At 64.7% G+C, this 18,010-nt stretch carries 15 protein-coding genes; 9 read left to right on the top strand and 6 right to left on the bottom strand.

Annotated features, from left to right (window positions below; all coding sequences use genetic code 11):
• Positions 1 to 105: 105 nt before the first annotated feature.
• The gene (locus tag BIO17B3_RS15795) at positions 106 to 1,743 is read right to left on the bottom strand and encodes an APC family permease (protein ID WP_013123736.1); all 1,638 of its coding nucleotides are present in this window, start codon (positions 1,741 to 1,743) and stop codon (positions 106 to 108) included.
• Positions 1,744 to 1,899: 156 nt separating this feature from the next.
• Between BIO17B3_RS15795 and BIO17B3_RS15790 the strand changes: the two genes are divergently transcribed.
• The 3 genes from BIO17B3_RS15790 to recQ are packed head-to-tail and all read left to right on the top strand — an operon-like array spanning position 1,900 to position 5,655.
• The gene (locus BIO17B3_RS15790) at positions 1,900 to 2,856 is read left to right on the top strand and encodes a TIGR00730 family Rossman fold protein (RefSeq protein ID WP_156054745.1); all 957 of its coding nucleotides are present in this window, start codon (positions 1,900 to 1,902) and stop codon (positions 2,854 to 2,856) included.
• Complete coding sequence (gene rocF, locus BIO17B3_RS15785; protein WP_156054744.1) at positions 2,853 to 3,773, top strand: arginase; 921 nt, start codon at positions 2,853 to 2,855, stop codon at positions 3,771 to 3,773. Before BIO17B3_RS15790 ends, rocF begins: the two co-directional genes overlap by 4 nt.
• A 28-nt stretch (positions 3,774 to 3,801) precedes the next feature.
• Positions 3,802 to 5,655 (top strand): DNA helicase RecQ, encoded by a 1,854-nt coding sequence (recQ, locus tag BIO17B3_RS15780; RefSeq protein WP_156054743.1) that lies wholly within the window; start codon positions 3,802 to 3,804, stop codon positions 5,653 to 5,655.
• A gap of 93 nt (positions 5,656 to 5,748) precedes the next feature.
• On the opposite strand, the gene BIO17B3_RS15775 is transcribed toward recQ, so the two are convergent.
• From BIO17B3_RS15775 to BIO17B3_RS15765, 3 genes are all read right to left on the bottom strand, one after another.
• Entirely contained in the window at positions 5,749 to 6,732 is a 984-nt protein-coding gene (locus BIO17B3_RS15775; RefSeq protein ID WP_156054742.1) for a TerC family protein, read from the bottom strand.
• 84 nt (positions 6,733 to 6,816) lie between these two features.
• Positions 6,817 to 7,131 (bottom strand): zf-TFIIB domain-containing protein, encoded by a 315-nt coding sequence (locus BIO17B3_RS15770; protein WP_156054741.1) that lies wholly within the window; start codon positions 7,129 to 7,131, stop codon positions 6,817 to 6,819.
• 11 nt (positions 7,132 to 7,142) lie between these two features.
• Entirely contained in the window at positions 7,143 to 7,844 is a 702-nt protein-coding gene (locus BIO17B3_RS15765; RefSeq protein ID WP_156054740.1) for a Bax inhibitor-1/YccA family protein, read from the bottom strand.
• 118 nt (positions 7,845 to 7,962) lie between these two features.
• On the opposite strand from BIO17B3_RS15765, the gene nhaR reads away from it, so the two are divergent.
• On the top strand, positions 7,963 to 8,856 hold the full coding sequence (nhaR, locus tag BIO17B3_RS15760) for a transcriptional activator NhaR (RefSeq protein ID WP_156054739.1): 894 nt from the start codon (positions 7,963 to 7,965) through the stop codon (positions 8,854 to 8,856).
• Between the two features lie 12 nt (positions 8,857 to 8,868).
• Here nhaR and BIO17B3_RS15755 read toward each other — a convergent pair whose 3' ends face one another.
• Entirely contained in the window at positions 8,869 to 9,378 is a 510-nt protein-coding gene (locus tag BIO17B3_RS15755; RefSeq protein WP_156054738.1) for a DUF1269 domain-containing protein, read from the bottom strand.
• Positions 9,379 to 9,620: 242 nt separating this feature from the next.
• On the opposite strand from BIO17B3_RS15755, the gene icmF reads away from it, so the two are divergent.
• From icmF to BIO17B3_RS15740, 3 genes are all read left to right on the top strand, one after another.
• On the top strand, positions 9,621 to 12,902 hold the full coding sequence (gene icmF / locus BIO17B3_RS15750; protein WP_156054737.1) for a fused isobutyryl-CoA mutase/GTPase IcmF: 3,282 nt from the start codon (positions 9,621 to 9,623) through the stop codon (positions 12,900 to 12,902).
• An 86-nt stretch (positions 12,903 to 12,988) separates the two neighbouring features.
• Positions 12,989 to 13,933, top strand: a complete 945-nt coding sequence (locus BIO17B3_RS15745; protein ID WP_156054736.1) for a DMT family transporter — start codon at positions 12,989 to 12,991, stop codon at positions 13,931 to 13,933.
• Entirely contained in the window at positions 13,930 to 14,832 is a 903-nt protein-coding gene (locus BIO17B3_RS15740) for a pseudouridine synthase (protein WP_156054735.1), read from the top strand. The genes BIO17B3_RS15745 and BIO17B3_RS15740 overlap by 4 nt, the downstream gene beginning before the upstream one ends.
• A gap of 19 nt (positions 14,833 to 14,851) precedes the next feature.
• Here the strand turns inward: BIO17B3_RS15740 and BIO17B3_RS15735 are convergent, their stop codons facing one another.
• Complete coding sequence (locus tag BIO17B3_RS15735; protein ID WP_013106442.1) at positions 14,852 to 15,214, bottom strand: carboxymuconolactone decarboxylase family protein; 363 nt, start codon at positions 15,212 to 15,214, stop codon at positions 14,852 to 14,854.
• Between the two features lie 110 nt (positions 15,215 to 15,324).
• Here BIO17B3_RS15735 and BIO17B3_RS15730 point away from each other — a divergent pair, with 110 nt between their 5' ends.
• Both BIO17B3_RS15730 and petA read left to right on the top strand, forming a co-directional pair.
• Positions 15,325 to 17,187 carry a pyruvate kinase gene (locus tag BIO17B3_RS15730; RefSeq protein ID WP_156054734.1) on the top strand — a complete coding sequence of 621 codons (1,863 nt, stop codon included), beginning with the start codon at positions 15,325 to 15,327 and terminating at the stop codon, positions 17,185 to 17,187.
• A gap of 197 nt (positions 17,188 to 17,384) precedes the next feature.
• Entirely contained in the window at positions 17,385 to 17,966 is a 582-nt protein-coding gene (gene petA, locus BIO17B3_RS15725; RefSeq protein WP_172979002.1) for a ubiquinol-cytochrome c reductase iron-sulfur subunit, read from the top strand.
• Positions 17,967 to 18,010 lie beyond the last annotated feature (44 nt).

Genomic DNA, 18,010 nt, shown 5'->3' with positions numbered 1-18,010 from the left:
CGGCATGGCTGAATTGAAAACGGCTGCGATTGATCGCAGCCGTTTTTACGTCAACACCCGGCCGAGGGGCGTGAAACAGAACTAGGGCCTGTTCACGCTATGCAATCAGCCGCGCGTCCTGCCAGTCATCGCGATCAGTTCGCGCGCCTCTTCCGGCTCGGGCAGGCCGCTGGCTACGGCGATGGCCATGATGGCGATGCTGATGATGACCACGACGACCATGCCCTGATAGAAGGTCAGCAATCCCGTGCCGCCGATGAGATCCTTCGGACCGAGATAGGTCACCAGCCACATGGCGAAGAAATACGGCGCCAGCCACCACGCGCCCTTCCATTGCAGATGGCTGAGTTTGCCGCCGTGGGTGATGGCCTGACCGATCACGAACAGCACAAAGATGATGGCCAGGCCGCCGAACAGGAAGTTGTCCGTGCTCGCGCCCGACCAGTAGATGATGAAGTTGGCCACGATGAAGGCCAGCGGCGCCCACAGGCTTGCGCCTTTCAAGGTGAAGGGGCGCGGATAAGTGCCCAGCGGCATGCTGCGGCGCAGGGTCATCAGCGCCACCGGGCCGATGCCATAACCTAGCACGGTGGCCGACGAGATGAAGGTGACGATCTTCTGCCACGACGGAAACGGCAGGAAGAACAGAATGCCCACGATCCAGGTGATCCACAGCCCGGTGGACGGCGCGCCGTTTTTGTTCAGCTTGGCGAACCAGGGCGTAGACAGACCGTCGCGCCCGGTGGCGTACACCACGCGCGCTGTAGTGCCGCCATACACCAGGCCGGTGCCCGCAGGCGAGACCACAGCGTCGATGTAGAGCAGGATGGCCAGCCAGCTCATGCCCAGAATCACGGCCAGACCGGCGAACGGGCCTGACACCCCGGTGAAGTGAAGCTTGGCCCAGCCCTGCGCGATGTCGGAAGGATTGACCGCGCCGATGAGGGCCACTTCCAGCATGACAAAAATCGCCCCGGCGATCAGCACCGAGCCGATGATGGCAATGGGCACGTCACGCTGCGGGTTGGTCGCCTCGCCCGACAGCTCGATGGCCTGGCGAAAGCCCAGATAGCTGAACACGATGCCCGAGGTGGCGATGGCCGCGATCGTGCCTTTGGCGCCAAACGGGGCGAAGCCCTGCGCGGTGAAATTGCCCACATGAAACGAGGCGAGCATCAGCGCCACGATGGTCAGAATGGGGATGATGAGCTTCCAGATCATCAAGGTATTGCCCAGCCGCAGCAGGGCGCGCACGCCCCAAGCGTTGATGAGGATGAAAGCGCCGAGCAGCAAGATGCTGACGATCATGCCGGTGTCGGTCAGCAGCGAAGTTTTCGCATCGACCATGCCCGGCAGATAGTTGTTGGCGTAAGTCACCACCGCCAACACCTCGGCCGGAGCGACGGTCACGTAACCGAGAAACACCACCCAGCTCACCACCGCCGCAGCCAGATGGCCGTGGCTCAACTTGGGAAAGGTGATGACCGCGCCCATGCCCGGAAACGAGCTGGTCAGTTCGGCATTCACAAAAGCCAGCACCAGAATGGCCGCGCCGCCGATGGCCCACGAAAGAATGCTGGCCGGCCCGGCCTGCGTGGCCGCCGTAAGCGGCGCGAAAAGCCAGCCCGAGCCGATGATGGCCGTCAGGCTGGCGAACAGCAGGCTCCAGATGCCAGCAGCCTTGCGGATGTTGCGCCCCGGCGTGCCAGCCGCCGCGGGGGTATCGAGGTGAATGCTTGCCATGATGTGCTCCTCATCGTTTTTTGATGTGAGGGTTTTAGGCGCATTTGCGACGCAATGCCGTTTGAAAACGTAACGGCTGCGGCGCTGCGAAACATCTCGCGAAACATGTCGCGAAACACCCCTTTCCCGTTCAAACCGATTCGCTATGCTTGCCTCATGAACAAACAACGCCTTTTGCGCCACAAGCGCAGCCACCTCACCGACCGCAACTTTCCCAGCGCAGGCGAAGATGCGGCCATCGTCGCCGTCGAGCCCTCGCCCTACGACCAGCCGGGCAGCAGCTACAAACTGGCGTTCACCGACACCGAGTTCATCCTGCGTGAAGAAATGCGCGCGGTGCGTATGCAGCTCGAGCTGCTCAAGCCCGAAATGATCCAGACCGAGCACGGCATCGAGTCCACCCTGGTGATCTTCGGCAGTGCGCGCATCCTGCCGCGCGACGTGGCGCAACAGCGCCTAGCCGAAGCCATTGCCAAAGGCAACGCCCAGGCCGTCGCGCGGGCGCGCATGCAGCTCGAGATGTCGCGCTACTACGAGGAGGCGCGGCGCTTCGCCACCCTCGTCACCCGCGCCACCTGCGATGCCGACGAGCCGCTGGTAGTCGTCACCGGCGGCGGCCCCGGCATCATGGAGGCGGGCAACCGCGGCGCGTTCGAAGCCCAGGGCAAAAGCATCGGCCTGAACATCGTGCTGCAGCACGAACAGCGGCCCAACCCCTACATCACGCCGGAGCTGTGCTTCCAGTTCCACTACTTCGCGCTGCGCAAGATGCACTTTCTCATGCGCTCGGTCGCGCTGGTGTGCTTCCCCGGCGGCTTCGGCACGCTCGACGAGTTGTTCGAGGTGCTCACGCTCACGCAGGCGCGCAAAGTGAGGCAGCGCCCCATCGTGCTGTTCGGCGAGAGTTTCTGGCGCAAGCTGATCAACTTCGACTATCTGGTCGAAACCGGCATGATCGCCGCCGAAGACCTGGATCTGTTTCACTTCGTCGAAACCGCCGAGCAGGCGTGGGATGTGTTAGCGCAGGCCTTCGAGCTGAACGGTGCGCAGGGCGGTGCGGATGTCGGTGCAGAGAGCGGCACAGAGGCTGAATCCGAGCCTGTTGCTCCATGAGCGCCAGCCCCGTCATTCATCTCATCGGCGCGCCCACCGACATCGGCGCCGCAGACCGTGGCGCCTCCATGGGGCCAGAAGCGCTGCGCGTGGCCGGCATCGACCGCGCCCTGCGCGCTCAGGGCCTGACGGTGCTCGATACCGGCAATCTCATCGGCCCCCACAACCCTTGGCAACCACCGGCCTGCGGCTATCGCCATCTGCCCGAAGTCATCGCCTGGAACACCGCGGTGCATCAGGCCGTGGGCGATGCCTTGCGGGCTCAGGCCCTGCCCATCCTGCTGGGCGGCGATCATTGCCTGGCCATCGGCTCGCTCAGCGCGGTGGCGCAGCATTGCCGCGCACAGGGTCGCAAGCTGCGCGTGCTGTGGCTCGACGCCCATGCCGACTTCAACACCCACACCGTCACGCCCACCGGCAACATCCACGGCATGCCGGTGGCCTGCCTGTGCGGCAACGGCCCGCAAGCGCTCACCACCCTAGGCGGCCCGGCGCCGCAACTGCAACCCTCCTGCATCCGGCAGATCGGCATCCGCAGCGTGGACGCAGAGGAAAAACGGCTGGTGCATCAGGCCGGGCTCGACGTGTTCGACATGCGTTACATCGACGAATACGGCATGCGCGACGCCATGCGCCGGGCACTCGAAGGCGTGGACGCCGACACTCATCTGCATGTGAGTTTCGACGTCGATTTCCTCGACCCCGACATCGCCCCCGGCGTGGGCACCACCGTGCCCGGCGGCCCTACCTACCGCGAGGCGCAGCTTTGCATGGAAATGATCGCCGACACCGGCCTGCTGGCCTCGCTCGACGTGGTGGAACTCAACCCCGCCTTCGACGAACGCAACCGTACCGCCGAGGTGGCGGTCGATCTCATCGAGAGCCTGTTCGGCAAGTCCACGCTGATGCGCAGGTGAGGCTGTCGGCGCAGCGACAATAGCGTCCATGCCCAAGAAGTTTCCCTCTGCCCTGGACGCGCTGCAACACGTCTGGGGCTACCCCGCGTTCCGCAGTTTGCAGGCCCAGGCCATCGACCATGTGGTTGCGGGCCGCGACGCCCTGGTGCTCATGCCAACGGGTGGCGGCAAATCGCTGTGCTTCCAGATACCGGCCCTGCTGCGCGAAGGCGTGGGCATCGTGGTGTCGCCGCTGATCGCGCTGATGCAAGACCAGGTGGCCGCGCTGCGCGAACTGGGGCTACGCGCCGCCTTTCTCAACTCCACCCTTGACGCCACAGAGGCCAGAGCGGTGCAGCGCGCGGCGCGCCAAGGCGAGCTGGACCTGCTCTACATGGCGCCCGAACGCCTGCTGAGCGAATCCGGCCAGGCTCTGCTCGACGATCTGCGCATCGCCCTGTTCGCCATCGACGAGGCGCATTGCGTCTCGCAATGGGGCCACGACTTCCGCCCAGAATACGGCCAGCTCTCGCTGCTGCGCGAGCGCTGGCCCGAGGTGCCGCGCGTGGCGCTGACCGCCACCGCCGACGAGCCCACGCGGCACGAAATCGTGCAGCGCCTGCTGCACGACGGCGCCGAGTTCGTCTCCAGCTTCGACCGCCCCAACATCCGCTACCGCGTGGTGGAAAAACGCGACGGCCGCGCGCAACTGCTGCAGTTCATCCGCAGCGAACATCCGCATGACTGCGGCGTGGTGTACGCCCTGTCGCGCAACACGGTGGAGGAAGTGGCCGAGATGCTCGCGGGCCACGGCCTGCGCGCCTTGCCCTATCACGCCGGCCTGCCCGCGGCCACACGCGCGGCGCACCTGCGGCGTTTTCTCGATGAGGACGGCATCGTCATGGTGGCCACCATCGCCTTCGGCATGGGCATCGACAAGCCCGATGTGCGTTTCGTCGCCCACCTTGACATGCCCAAGTCCATCGAGGGCTATTTTCAGGAAACCGGCCGCGCTGGGCGCGACGGCCTGCCCGCCACCGCGTGGATGGCTTACGGCCTGGCCGACGTGGTGCAGCAGCGTCGGCTGATCGACCTGTCGGACGCCGACGACGCCTACAAGCGCCTGTCCACCGCCAAGCTCGACGCCATGCTCGCGCTGGCCGAAGCCGCCGACTGCCGCCGCGTGCGCCTGCTGGGCTACTTCGGCGAAGCCAGCGCGCCCTGCGGCAACTGCGACAACTGCCTGAACCCGCCGCAACTCATCGACGCCACCGAGGCCGCGCAAAAGCTGCTGTCCACCATCTACCGCTGCCGCCAAGCCAGCGGCACCAGCTTCGCCGCCAGCCACCTCATCGACGTGCTGCGCGGCAAGCGCACCGAGAAGACCGAACGCCACGGCCACCACGCCCTGTCGACCTTCGGCATCGGCGCCGATCTGAGCGAGACCGACTGGCGCTTGCTGCTGCGCCAGCTCGTCGCGCAACGACTGGTCGAAGTCGACGCTGCGCATTTCAACGTGCTGCACCTCACCGACGCCAGTCGCGCGGTGCTCAAGGGCGAGCAGCGCATCCACCTCAAGCACCGCGAGCCTGGCGCGGAGCGCCGTCGCCGCAGCACCAACGGCAGCACCACGTCGACCGGCACGCGACTGACCATGCAGGCCATGTCGAGCGCCGATGCCGAGCTGTTCGCCCACCTGCGCACCTGGCGCGCAGCCACCGCCAAAGAGCACGGCGTGCCTGCCTTTGTGGTGTTTCCCGACGCCACGCTGCAGGCCATCGCCCTGGCCCGGCCGGATAGTCTGGATGCGCTGCGCGGCATTTCCGGCGTGGGCGACAAAAAGCGCGACACCTACGGCGCCGCGCTGCTCGAAGTCATTGCACAGGCGAGCGAGATGGGCTGATTCAGCACGCGCCGCAGACCCGGCCGCATCAGCCAGGAGATTTTGAACGCCAGACGCAACAGCCAACTTGGCTTGCGACACGTTTGCTGATCGTCAACCCCCAGCAGGACTGCCTTCGCTTGCTGCTCCACGTGTTTTCCACAACGAGAACAGCACGCCCGCGGCCAGCAGGCCAAAAGTCACGCTCAGGCTGATGGCCGAGGGAATCTTGCCGACCAACTCGGCCGCGATGATCTTGCCGCCGATGAACACCAGCACCAGCGCCAGCGCGTATTTCAGGTAGGCGAAGCGGTGCAAAATGGCTGCCAGCGCGAAGTACAGCGCGCGCAGGCCCAGAATGGCGAAGATATTGCTCGTATAGACCACGAAGGGATCTGCAGTGACCGCGAACACGGCGGGCACGCTGTCCACCGCAAACACCAAATCAGCCAGTTCCACCGTAACCAAGGCCATGAACAGCGGGGTGGCGATGCGCCGCACCCGCCCGTGCGCGTCAGGCTGTTTCACCCAAAAAGCCTTGCCGTGCAACTGCTCCGTCACCGGCACCACGCGGCGAATGAGGCGCAGTACCGGGTTGCGCATCGGGTCGGGCGCATGATCGGCGGCCCACAGCATTTTGATGCCGGTGTAGATCAGGAAAGCGGCGAACAGGTAGAGCACCCAGTGGAATTCCTGCACCAGCGTGGCGCCCGCGCCGATGAGCAGGGCGCGCAGCGCGATCACCCCCAGAATGCCCCAGAACAGCACGCGGTGCTGCAAAGCGCGCGGCACGGCGAAGGCGGTGAACACCAGCGAGATCACGAACACGTTATCGAGCGACAGACTTTTTTCCACCGCATAGGCGGTGAAGTAATCCATGCCCTGCTGCGCTCCCACCTGCCACCACAGCCAGCCGCCAAAAGCCACCGCCACGGCGATATAGCCCGCCGACAGCCACAGGCTTTCCGTCACGCTGATCTCGCCGCCCTCGCGGTGCAACACCCCGAGGTCAAGCGCCAGCAGGGTGACGACCACACCCCCGAACACCAGCCAGAGCCACAGCGCATAACCCAGAAACGAAGCGTGCAGAAATTCCATGATCGAGTCAAAAAAGCGTAAAGGAAGGCACAAAAAAGGGGGGCCGCAGCCCCCCAAGAAATGACACGGTTGGAGCGCAGTGTGTCAATCGAAATCAAACAGATCGGACAGCAGCGACTTGCGCTTTTTGTAGGGCTGCTGGCCAAAGCGCGGATCGTGGGAACGCTGGCGAAAATCGCTGTCGTCGAAATCCGGCTGGCGGGCCGACTGGGAGACAACGGGCTGGGGCGAGCTAGCTCGCGGGCTTGTGGTTTGTTCCGCTGACGCGGCGCGCTCGATGATTTTGTCGAGCTCGCCGCGATCAAGCCACACGCCACGGCACTTCGGGCAGTAATCGATCTCGATGCCGTGGCGCTCGGCCATCACCAGCGTGGTCTCTGCGCAGTGCGGGCAGTTCATCGCGCGCTCCTTCAGTCGTCGCTGTTCATGAAACCGAGCAACTGCAGCAAGCTGGTGAACAGGTTGAAAATGCTGACAAACAGGCTCACCGTGGCCAGGATGTAGTTAGTCTCGCCACCGTTCACGATGCGGCTGGTCTCGAACAGAATCATGCCCGACATCAACAGTACCACCGCGGCCGAAACCGCGAGCGACAACGCGGGCATCTGGAAGAACACGGCCGCCAATCCGGCCAGCAGCGCCACGATCATGCCGGCAAACAGGAAGCCGCCCATGAAGCTGAAGTCGCGCTTGCTGGTGAGCACCCAGGCCGACAGCCCGAAGAAAATCAGCGCCGTGCCGCCGAAGGCCATCGCCACGATCTCGTCACCGCCGGCATTCGCCAGGTAATGACTGACGATGGGCCCCAGCGTATAGCCCATGAAGCCCGTCAGCGCGAACACCGCGCCCAGACCCCAAACGCTGTTGCTCAGCTTGTAAGTGGCGAACAGCAGGCCGAAATAGCCCACCAAGGTGAGAAGGATGCCGGGATGCGGCAGCCTGAGCGCGGCACTCACCGCGGCCACCGCCGCACTGAACGTCAGGGTCAGCGCCAGCAAGGCATAGGTATTGCGCAGCACGCGGTGCGCCGGCATAGAGGCGGAATCAGGAGCGGCAGCCGTGCCGGTGGAATACACCACGGCACTCTTGCCCCAGGCATTGCTCTCGTTCATGTTGAACTCCATAAAAGAATCAAGACAGCACGAACTCTAGAGATGTTTTAATTTCGAGTAAATTCGTATTTTTGACTTTTTCATTTCGACTTATTCGAAGTGATTGGGGATCACACAAATGAATTTCAAGCACTTGCACTACTTCTGGGTCACAGCCAAGACGGGCGGCATCGTGCGGGCGGGCAAGCAGCTGCATCTCACACCGCAAACGCTCAGCGGGCAGATCAAGCTGCTGGAGGAATACTTCAACAAACGGCTGTTGCGCAAAAGTGGCCGCAATCTGGAACTGACCGAGGCAGGCCAACTGGTGTTGCGTTATGCGGAGGAAATCTTCACCCTGGGCGCAGAACTGGAGGCCGCACTGCAACACGACCAACCCGCACGCCCCACCGCGCCGCTGCGCATCGGCGTGACCGATGCCGTGCCGAAAGCCATTGCCTACCGCCTCATCGAACCCGCCCTGCAAGGCGGAGAGTCACCCCGGCTGGTGTGCGAAGAAGGCGAAATGGACGATCTGCTGGCCGATCTGGCGGTGCACCGGCTCGATCTGGTGATCGCCGACGCCCCGCTGCCCGCACATGTGAATGTGCGGGCGTTCAACCACAGGCTGGGCCGAACCACCTTGTGTTTCTATGCCAGCACCTCGCTGCTGGAGCGCGCCACGCAGCCTTTTCCGCAGTGTCTGTCAGAGCTGCCGCTGCTGCTGCCCGCCACGTCGTCGGCGGTGCGCGCGCAGATCGATCAATGGCTGGGCCAGAACAAAATCGCCGCCCACATCGCCGGTGAATTCGAGGACGGCGCGCTGATGACCGCCTTCGGCCGCGAGGGCCGGGGCGCATTTGCCGCCCCCAGCGTGCTGCAGGCCGACATCGCGCGCGAACTTGGCGTGACGCTGCTCGGGCACTGCGCCGACATGCACCAGGAGTTCTACGCCATCTCGGTCGAGCGGCGCATCACTCACCCGGGCGTGGCGAGAATCACCCGCGTGGCCAAGGATCTGCTGGGCGACTGAAAACCCAGCGGCTTACGGAAAAGCGGGAATGTCGTTGTCCATCCCCTCCGAGGCCACGTTCGGGCAGCACTCTTTCATGCGATGCATGACGGACTCCACCTGCTCGTGCGCCACATCGGCCATCACCAGCACCTGACCCGATGCGATCGCCTCCTTGAAGCGTTCAAGCCGGGTGCTGCTCACGCTCACCCCCACCAGGCTGCTGGCCCAGCTGCCCACCAGCGCTCCTGCCGCGGCCAGCGCAATGACCAGCCCGCCACCGGGAATGATGGCCATGCCCGGGATCGCCACGGCCACCAACCCGGCCACCAGGCCGGTGGCGCCGCCCGCCGCCGCACCGCGCTCAATGGCGGGAATCAGGTCGGATCGCTGAGCCACGCCCGCCTCGGGCAAGTCGCCCATCGGCGTTCCCTCCCGCGCCAACACGTGGATGTGCTTGTCTGGAATGCGGGCCAGCAGCAGGCTGTCGACCAAAGCGTGCGCGCTATTTACATCTGGCGCGAGAAAAAAGAGTCTGCGCATAAGTGTCTCCTGATCAATTGCCCGCCTGCACCAAAGACGCCGCTGTCTCTGTTTGGCTGAACTGACCACAAGCGTAAGGGGGAAATATGAAAACAGACTTAGGGTTTTGTCGTAGTTGGCGATAGTGCACCGCAAACCAGATAGAGCCTCAGTGCGGTCGCAGATCGGCTACAGTTCTAATTGACGTAAACGTCAATCAATCATGCCGCTGCGCCATGTACGCTGCGTCGAAGGAGACCGCGATGACCGACTTGTCCGAGGCCAAAGTGCTGGCCGCCTATTCGCCGCAGCAGCGGCTGCGTTTCGTGACGGCCGCCTCGCTGTTCGACGGCCACGATGCGGCCATCAATATCATGCGGCGCATCCTCATCAGTATGGGGGCCGAGGTCATTCACCTGGGCCACAACCGTTCGGTGGACGAGATCGTCACCGCGGCGATTCAGGAGGACGCGCACGCCATCGCCATTTCCAGCTATCAGGGCGGGCATGTGGAATTCTTCCGCTACATGATCGACCGGCTGCGCGAACAGGGCGCGGGGCATATTCAGGTGTTTGGCGGCGGCGGCGGTGTGATTGTGGCCGACGAAATCGAGGCGCTGCAGCAGTATGGCGTGGCCCGGATCTACAGCCCGGAAGATGGTCAGCGGCTAGGGCTGCAAGGCATGATCGGCGACATGCTGCAACGCGCCGACCGCCCCCTGCCCGCGCTGGACGCAAAACAGGCGACTGCCGCGCTGCCGACTTCGCCATCCTCGCTCGCACGCCTGATCACTCAGATTGAAAACGGCACTGCCGACGCGGCGCTGATGCACAGCCTTCGCCAGCAGGTTGAAGGCGCGCACGGCGTGGTGCTCGGGGTGACAGGCACCGGCGGCGCGGGCAAGAGCAGTCTGGTGGACGAGCTGATCCGCCGCACCCGGCTCGATCAGGACGACGCGCTGCGCATTGCCGTCATCAGCATCGACCCTTCCCGCCGCAAAAGCGGCGGTGCGCTGCTGGGCGACCGCATCCGCATGAACGCCATCGGGCCGTGGCGCAACAGTAATGAAGTCTTTATGCGCAGTCTCGCCACCCGGCAATCGGGCGGGGAGCTCAGCGCCGCCCTGCCCGAAGTCATCGCCGCGTGCAAGGCGGCGGGCTTCGATCTCATCATCGTCGAGACCTCGGGCATCGGCCAGGGCGATGCGGCCATCGTGCCGCACGCCGACGCCAGCCTGTACGTCATGACGCCGGAATTCGGCGCGGCCAGCCAGTTGGAGAAAATCGACATGCTCGACTTTGCCGACTTCGTCGCCATCAACAAATTCGACCGCAAAGGCGCGATGGACGCGCTGCGCGACGTGGCCAAGCAACTGCAGCGCAACCGCGAAGCCTGGACGGCCAAGCCCGAAGACCTGCCCGTGTTCGGCACCATGGCTGCGCGCTTCAACGACGACGGCGTGACGGCGCTGTACCAGGCCATCAAACCCCGGCTGGCAGAGCATGGACTCAAGCTTTCCGAAGGACGACTGCCCCCGGTCACCACACGCCACAGCACCCACCAGACCCCGATCGTGCCGGCCGCGCGCAGCCGCTACCTGGCGGAAATCGCCGACGCGGTGCGTGGCTATCACCGCAATGTCGAGACGCAAGCGACCCTGGCGCGCGAGGCGCAGCAGTTGCGCGAAAGCGGCCGCATGCTGCACGCGGCCAACCCGCACAAAATCTCCGCAGTGCAGGCCGTGACCGATCTGGCCGAACAGCGCGAAGCCCGCATGCAGCCCGCCGCGCGCAAACTGCTGGCGATGTGGCCCGACATGCAGCGCGCCTACGCCGGTGACGAATATGTGGTGAAAATTCGCGACCGCGAAATCCGCACTCGCCTCACCCACACCACGCTGTCGGGCACCACGCTGCGCAAGGTGGTGCTGCCGCGCTATGCAGACCACGGCGAGGTGCTGCGCTGGCTGATGCGCGACAACGTGCCGGGCAGCTTTCCGTACACCGCGGGCACTTTTGCCTTCAAACGCGAGAATGAAGATCCCACCCGCATGTTCGCCGGCGAGGGCGATGCCTTTCGCACCAACCGGCGCTTCAAGATGCTGAGCGAGGGCATGCCGGCCAAGCGCCTGTCCACCGCGTTCGACTCCGTCACGCTTTACGGTGCAGATCCCGACCGCCGCCCGGACATCTACGGCAAGGTGGGCAATTCCGGCGTGAGCATCGCCACGCTCGACGACCTGAAGGCGCTGTACGACGGCTTCGATCTGTGCGACCCCGCCACCAGTGTGAGCATGACCATCAACGGCCCGGCACCCACGATTCTGGCGATGTTCCTCAACACCGCCATCGACCAGCAGATGGCCAAATTCGAGGCTGACAATCACCGCCAGCCGACCGATGACGAGGCTCAGAAAATCCGCGAATGGGTGCTGGAAAACGTGCGCGGCACGGTGCAGGCCGACATTCTGAAAGAAGACCAGGGACAGAACACCTGCATCTTTTCCACCGAGTTTTCGCTCAAGGTCATGGGCGATATTCAGCAGTATTTTGTGCAGCACCGGGTGCGCAATTTCTACTCCGTGAGCATCAGCGGCTATCACATCGCCGAGGCTGGGGCCAACCCCATCAGCCAGCTTGCCTTCACCCTGAGCAACGGCTTCACTTTTGTGGAAGCCTATCTGGCGCGCGGCATGCACATCGACGATTTCGCGCCCAACCTGAGCTTTTTTTTCAGCAACGGCATGGACCCGGAATACAGCGTGCTCGGCCGCGTGGCGCGGCGCATCTGGGCGATCGCCATGCGCGACAAATACGGCGCCAACGAACGCAGTCAGAAGCTCAAATACCACGTGCAGACCAGCGGCCGCAGCTTGCACGCGCAGGAAATTGCGTTCAACGACATCCGCACCACGCTGCAGGCGCTGATCGCCATTTACGACAACTGCAACAGCCTGCACACCAACGCTTATGACGAAGCCATCACCACACCCACCGAGGAAAGCGTGCGCCGGGCGATGGCGATTCAGCTCATCATCAACCGCGAGTGGGGGCTGGCGAAGTGCGAAAACCCGAATCAGGGCGCATTCGTCATCGAAGAACTGACCGATCTAGTCGAAGAGGCGGTGCTCAAGGAATTCGAAGCCATTGCCGAGCGCGGCGGGGTACTGGGTGCGATGGAAACCGGCTACCAGCGCAGCAAAATCCAGGAGGAAAGTCTGCACTACGAAATGCTCAAGCACACTGGCGAGTTGCCCATCATCGGGGTGAACACTTTCCGCAATCCGCACGGCGACGCCGCTCCAGCGCATCTCGAACTGGCGCGCTCCACCGAGGCGGAAAAAGAGTCGCAACTGCAGCGTCTGGCCGACTTTCACCATCGCCACGCGGCCGAGGCGCCCGCCTTGCTGCACCGGCTGCAGCAGGCCGTCATTCATAACGAAAATGTGTTTGCCGTGCTGATGGACGCGGTGCGGGTGTGCAGCCTAGGGCAGATCACCGCCGCGCTGTTCGAGGTGGGCGGCCAATACCGGCGCAGCATGTAAGACTTATCATTTCGCCACTCCGCTGCGCGGCGAGTCGTTTCCAATTTCGGTTTCCTGTTCTGCGCGGCGGTTTTTTATTTTCTGTCATGTCCACCTCCCCCGCCTCGCTCCGCGCCAGCGCCCTGATGCTGCTGGCTTCGCTCATCTGGGGCACGGCCTTCGTCGCCCAGACCGCGAGCATCGGCACGGTGGGGCCGTTCTTCTACACCGGTCTGCGTTTCATGCTGGGCGCTGCCGTGGTGCTAGCGGTGATGGCCTTGCGCCGCCGTCCTGATCCGGCTGCACATCCTGCCTCAAATCTGCGCAGCCTGCTGCGCGACGGCGGCCTGCTCGGCGTGGTGGTGGCCATCTCCATTTCCATGCAGCAGATCGGGCTGGAATCGACCACGGTGGCCAACGCCGGTTTCATCAGCTCGCTCTACGTCGTGCTGGTGCCGCTGCTGGGCCTGCTGTGGGGGCGGCGCGTCGGCGCTGGAGTCTGGCTGGGCGCCTTGCTGGCCGCAAGCGGCATGTACTTTCTCAGTGTGCGCCAGGGCTATAGCGTGCGGCATGGCGACTGGCTGGAGTTGGGCGGCGCGCTGTTCATCACTGTGCAGTTGCTGCTGCTGGGCCGCATGGCGCCGCGCCACGACCCGCTGCAACTCGCCGTGGTGCAATTCGTCGTCTGCGGCCTGCTGTGCCTGGGCGCCGGGGTGCTGGTGGAATCAATCAGCCTGGAGGCGCTGCAGCGCGCGGCCTGGACCATTTTCTACGGCGGCGCGCTGTCGGTCGGCGTGGCCTACACCCTGCAAGTGGTCGCGCAGCGGCACGCCGTGCCCGCGCACGCTGCGGTGATTTTCAGCATGGAAGGTGTGTTCGCCGCGCTCGCGGCGTGGCTGGTGCTGCATCAGTCGCTCGACGCACGCGCCCTGTTCGGTTGCGCGCTGGTGTTCAGCGGCCTGCTGGTCTCGCAACTGCCGCTGCGCGCGCTGGCGAGCGGTTTGTTCACGCTGATGCGGCGCGTCCAGCCGGCTCAACCCATAGACCCATGACGACCAAACCGCGCCCCGCTTCCGTCTGGCCAGGACGGTCGCGCTCTTCCGAACCCGCACCCCGGCGCAGCGCACCCGCCAAAACGGTGGCCGCGCCCGCACCGCAGGGCGACCCCGCCGTCGAAGTGCGCCTGTCCAAGCGCATATCCGAACTCGGCCTGGCCTCGCGGCGCGAAGCAGACGACTGGATCGAGCGCGGCTGGGTGCTGCTCGACGGCACACCCGCGGTGCTCGGTACCAAGGTGGCGGGCAATCTGCCCGCCTCGCGCATCGTCATCCGCAAGGCGGCGCAGCATCGGCAGGCGGCGCAGGTCACCATCTTGCTGCACAAGCCGGTGGGCTATGTCAGCGCGCAGGCCGAGCACGGTTACACCCCGGCGGTCGCGCTCATCAAGGCCGAAAACCGCTGGGCCGAATGCGAAGCGCCGCAGCCGTTTTCACCCGCGCATTTGCGGCATCTAGCCGTGGCGGGTCGGCTCGACATCGACTCCACCGGCCTGCTGGTACTCACCCAAGACGGCCGCATCGCCCGTCAACTCATCGGCGAAGACAGCGCGGTGGAGAAGGAATATCTGGTGCGGGTCAGCCTGACCGATGCGCCAGCCCGCAACGGCGCCGAAGAAGACGTGCAGGCCGCCTTTCCCGAGAGCCGCCTCGCCCTGCTGCGCCACGGTCTGAAGCTCGACGATCAGCCGCTGCGGCCGGCGCAGGTGGAATGGATCAACCCGCAGCAATTGCGCTTTGTGCTGCGCGAAGGCAAGAAGCGCCAGATTCGCCGCATGTGCGAGCTCGTCGGCCTGCGAGTTACCGGTCTCAAGCGCGTGCGCATCGGCGGCTTGCGCCTCGGTGCACTGCCGCTGGGGCAATGGCGCTATCTGCGCGAGGACGAAGGGTTTTAAGGCGCGAGCAGGGAAGCGCTCAAGCGTGAACCTGCTCGAACAAATCGAGCGCCTTCTTGACTTCGGCGATATAGGTCATCGCCGGGCCGCCGCCCATGACGATGGCCACCTTGCAGACCTCGACGATTTCGGCGTGGCTCACGCCCGCACGCAGCGACTTCTCGACATGGATGCCGATGCAATAGACGCAGCGCGCGGTAATCGCCATGCCCAGGGCGATGAGTTCCTTGGTCTTGGCGTCGAGCACGCCATCGCCCAGGGCCTCGCCCATGAAGGCACCAAACGCCTTCATCGTGCTGGCGGCCTCGCGGTTCATCATGCCCATGCCCATTTTGAAATCGCGCATGGACACGTCCATGCCGTTGTGCACTGAATCGTTCATCTCGTTTTTCTCCCGGATTGATGCCTTCACTGTGAATGGGCGATGTGACGCTCTGATGTCACCACTTGGATTGACACAGGGCCGACACTTGCGCGTGGTAACAAGCGCACATGTCTGCCGTACCCACGCCCTCTCCTCACCGCCTGCTGTACGACGCGGTCTCCGAATTACGCCGCGCCGCGCTCGCGTATGAGCAAGCCCACCAAGACCGCATCGACGCGCTGCCGCCGCAGCGCCGCGCCAGCGCCCGCAATCTGCTGCACTACATCGCCGTGCGCCAGGCCGATCTGCGGCCGTTGCAGACCCAGTTGGCTCAGATCGGCCTTTCTTCGCTGGGCATGCTGGAAACCCATGTGCTCGCCGCGCTCGACGCGGTGCTCGACCGGCTCGAAGACTTGCTCGGCCATGCCCGCAGCCAGCGCCCCGCGCCCCCCTGCACGTTCGTCGAGGGCCTGCAACTGCTGCAGCACAACACCACCGCCCTGCTCAACCCGCCGCGACCGCAGCGCGAGGTGCGCATCATGGTGACGCTGGCTACTGAAGCCGCGCAAGACGCTGCAGGGCTACGCGCCCTAGTTGAGGCCGGCATGGACATCGCCCGCATCAACTGCGCGCATGACGATACCGCCGTCTGGCAGCGCATGGCCGAGCTTGTTCATGGCACCGACGCTTCGCCGCAGCGCCGTCCTCTGGTGCAGATCGATCTGGCGGGGCCCAAGTCGCGCACGGGCGAGTTGCTGCCGCAGGGCCGCGTCCTGCGTCTGCGGCCCCGGCACGATGTGCGCGGACAAATCATCGCCCCCGCGCTGCTGGCGCTGTGGTGCGGTGAGGGCCCGCCACCGCAAGCTCCCGAGGGACAAATCCTGCTGCACGCCGGAGCGCTGCATCCGCCCCTGCCCGCGCAGTTGCCGCCGTCCGCCCGGCTGCAGGTCACCGATCTGCGCTCGCGCGCGCGGCAAGGCAGACTGATTTCCCGCGAGGGCGCGCTGCTGGTGTTTGCCTTCGAACGCTCGGCTTATCTGGCCGAAGGCATGCCGTTCAAGCTGACGAACGACTCTGTCGAGATGGCCGCAGGCACGCTGCAAGGCATCGCCGAAGTTCCGGGCGAACTGCGGCTGTTCGTCGGCGACCCGCTGGTGCTGCTGCGCGAAGAACGCCCCGGCCATGCTGGGCAGCGCGGCGACGATGGCGCCTTCACCACGCCGCCGCAGGTGCACTGCACGCTCGATGTCGCCTTCACCTCGGCGCAGGTCGGGCAAAGCGTGTGGCTCGACGACGGGCGCATTGGCGCGGTCATCGAAACCCGCACGGACGACACCCTGCAACTGCGCATCACCCACGCCGAGCCGAGCGGCAGTCGGCTCAAGGCGGAAAAGGGCATCAACTTTCCCGACACCCGCTTCGACCTTCCCGCGCTCACCGAAAAAGACCGAGACGATCTCGCCGCGATGGCTCGCCATCTCGATCTGGTTGCGCTGTCCTTTTTGCGCAGCCCGCAAGACGTGCGCCAGTTGCGCGCGGAACTCAGCGCACGACAGCGCGACGATGCCGGTGTGGTGCTCAAGATCGAGAACCGTCAGGCCTTCGATCGCCTGCCCGCCATCCTGCTCGAAGCCCTGGCGCACCCGCGCCTGGGCGTCATGGTCGCGCGCGGCGATCTGGCGGTGGAACTGGGCTTCGAGCGGCTGTCCGAAGCGCAGGAGGAAATTCTCTGGATGTGCGAGGCCGCCCACCTGCCGGTGATCTGGGCCACCCAGATTCTCGACACCATGGCCCGCAGCGGCCTACCCTCCCGCCCCGAGGTCAGCGATGCCGCCCTGAGCATTCGCGCCGAGTGCGCCATGCTCAACAAAGGGCCGCACATCGTCGAGGCCGTGCGCTTTCTCTCCGGCGTGCTCGAACGCATGGAAGGCCATTACGCCAAGCGCATGACCTTGCGCCGCCCATTGTCGATCGCCGAGCTACCCAACTGAACCCCAGCCTCACAAACGCCTCCAAGCAAGATCGCGCCGCCGGTCGAACGGGTTTCACTTTGTTGCACCGCAGCACTTGCATGATTGATTTTTGTCAACGACAAACGTCCAAATCAGTGAGCGCTTATAGAGGGTTGTCCTAATGTCCAAGCGGTGCCGCGCAGGGAACAATGCGCCATCTTTCGCGGAGTACGGACATGGATTCAAAGCGTCGCACATGGTTGATTGCAACGGGTTGCGCCGGTTGCGTGGCAGCAGGGGGAGCGGCCGTGCCTTTTGTCGATTCGCTCGCGCCTTCCGCGAAGGCCCGCGCCGAAGGCGGGCCGGTGGATGTGGACATCAGCTCGCTGCGTCCGAGTGAAAAAATGACCGTGCTGTGGCGCGGCCAACCCGTGTGGATTCTGCACCGCACCCCGGCCATGCTGGAGTCGCTCAACGAAACCCAACCCCTCGTCGCCGATCCCGACTCCAAGCGCACCGCCTTCCCCACTCCGGCCTGGGCGCAAACGCAGTGGCGCTCGATCAAAAAAGAATATCTCGTGGTCGTGGGCATCTGCACCCATCTGGGCTGCTCACCGGTCGACCGCTTCACGCCGGGGCCGCAACCCTCCTTGCCCTCGGACTGGGATGGCGGCTTTCTCTGCCCCTGCCACGGCTCGATGTTCGATCTGGCGGGTCGCGTGTTCAAGAACATGCCCGCCCCCGACAACCTGGTCGTGCCGCCGTATATGTATGTGACCGACGCCAAGGTGCGCATCGGCGAACACGAGAAAGCCTGACCTCCCGCCCTTCCTCCCGATTTTCCTCCCGCTGCACCCTCCCC

Origin of the sequence: Thiomonas sp. OC7 (genome assembly GCF_900634595.1) — a bacterium.
GTDB lineage: Bacteria > Pseudomonadota > Gammaproteobacteria > Burkholderiales > Burkholderiaceae_C > Thiomonas > Thiomonas arsenitoxydans.
Note: the sequence above shows the minus strand (reverse complement) of the source record. Positions and strands in the feature narration are given on the sequence as shown.

Excerpts from the sequence above, each read along its gene's own strand:
- BIO17B3_RS15755 (WP_156054738.1), bottom strand. The coding sequence starts at position 9,378 with ATGCGCAGACTCTTTTTTCTCGCGCCAGATGTAAATAGCGCGCACGCT.
- icmF (WP_156054737.1), top strand. The coding sequence starts at position 9,621 with ATGACCGACTTGTCCGAGGCCAAAGTGCTGGCCGCCTATTCGCCGCAG.
- BIO17B3_RS15735 (WP_013106442.1), bottom strand. The coding sequence starts at position 15,214 with ATGAACGATTCAGTGCACAACGGCATGGACGTGTCCATGCGCGATTTC.
- rocF (WP_156054744.1), top strand. The coding sequence starts at position 2,853 with ATGAGCGCCAGCCCCGTCATTCATCTCATCGGCGCGCCCACCGACATC.
- BIO17B3_RS15730 (WP_156054734.1), top strand. The coding sequence starts at position 15,325 with ATGTCTGCCGTACCCACGCCCTCTCCTCACCGCCTGCTGTACGACGCG.
- recQ (WP_156054743.1), top strand. The coding sequence starts at position 3,802 with ATGCCCAAGAAGTTTCCCTCTGCCCTGGACGCGCTGCAACACGTCTGG.
- BIO17B3_RS15765 (WP_156054740.1), bottom strand. The coding sequence starts at position 7,844 with ATGAACGAGAGCAATGCCTGGGGCAAGAGTGCCGTGGTGTATTCCACC.
- BIO17B3_RS15795 (WP_013123736.1), bottom strand. The coding sequence starts at position 1,743 with ATGGCAAGCATTCACCTCGATACCCCCGCGGCGGCTGGCACGCCGGGG.
- BIO17B3_RS15740 (WP_156054735.1), top strand. The coding sequence starts at position 13,930 with ATGACGACCAAACCGCGCCCCGCTTCCGTCTGGCCAGGACGGTCGCGC.
- BIO17B3_RS15770 (WP_156054741.1), bottom strand. The coding sequence starts at position 7,131 with ATGAACTGCCCGCACTGCGCAGAGACCACGCTGGTGATGGCCGAGCGC.
- BIO17B3_RS15745 (WP_156054736.1), top strand. The coding sequence starts at position 12,989 with ATGTCCACCTCCCCCGCCTCGCTCCGCGCCAGCGCCCTGATGCTGCTG.
- petA (WP_172979002.1), top strand. The coding sequence starts at position 17,385 with ATGGATTCAAAGCGTCGCACATGGTTGATTGCAACGGGTTGCGCCGGT.
- BIO17B3_RS15775 (WP_156054742.1), bottom strand. The coding sequence starts at position 6,732 with ATGGAATTTCTGCACGCTTCGTTTCTGGGTTATGCGCTGTGGCTCTGG.
- BIO17B3_RS15790 (WP_156054745.1), top strand. The coding sequence starts at position 1,900 with ATGAACAAACAACGCCTTTTGCGCCACAAGCGCAGCCACCTCACCGAC.
- nhaR (WP_156054739.1), top strand. The coding sequence starts at position 7,963 with ATGAATTTCAAGCACTTGCACTACTTCTGGGTCACAGCCAAGACGGGC.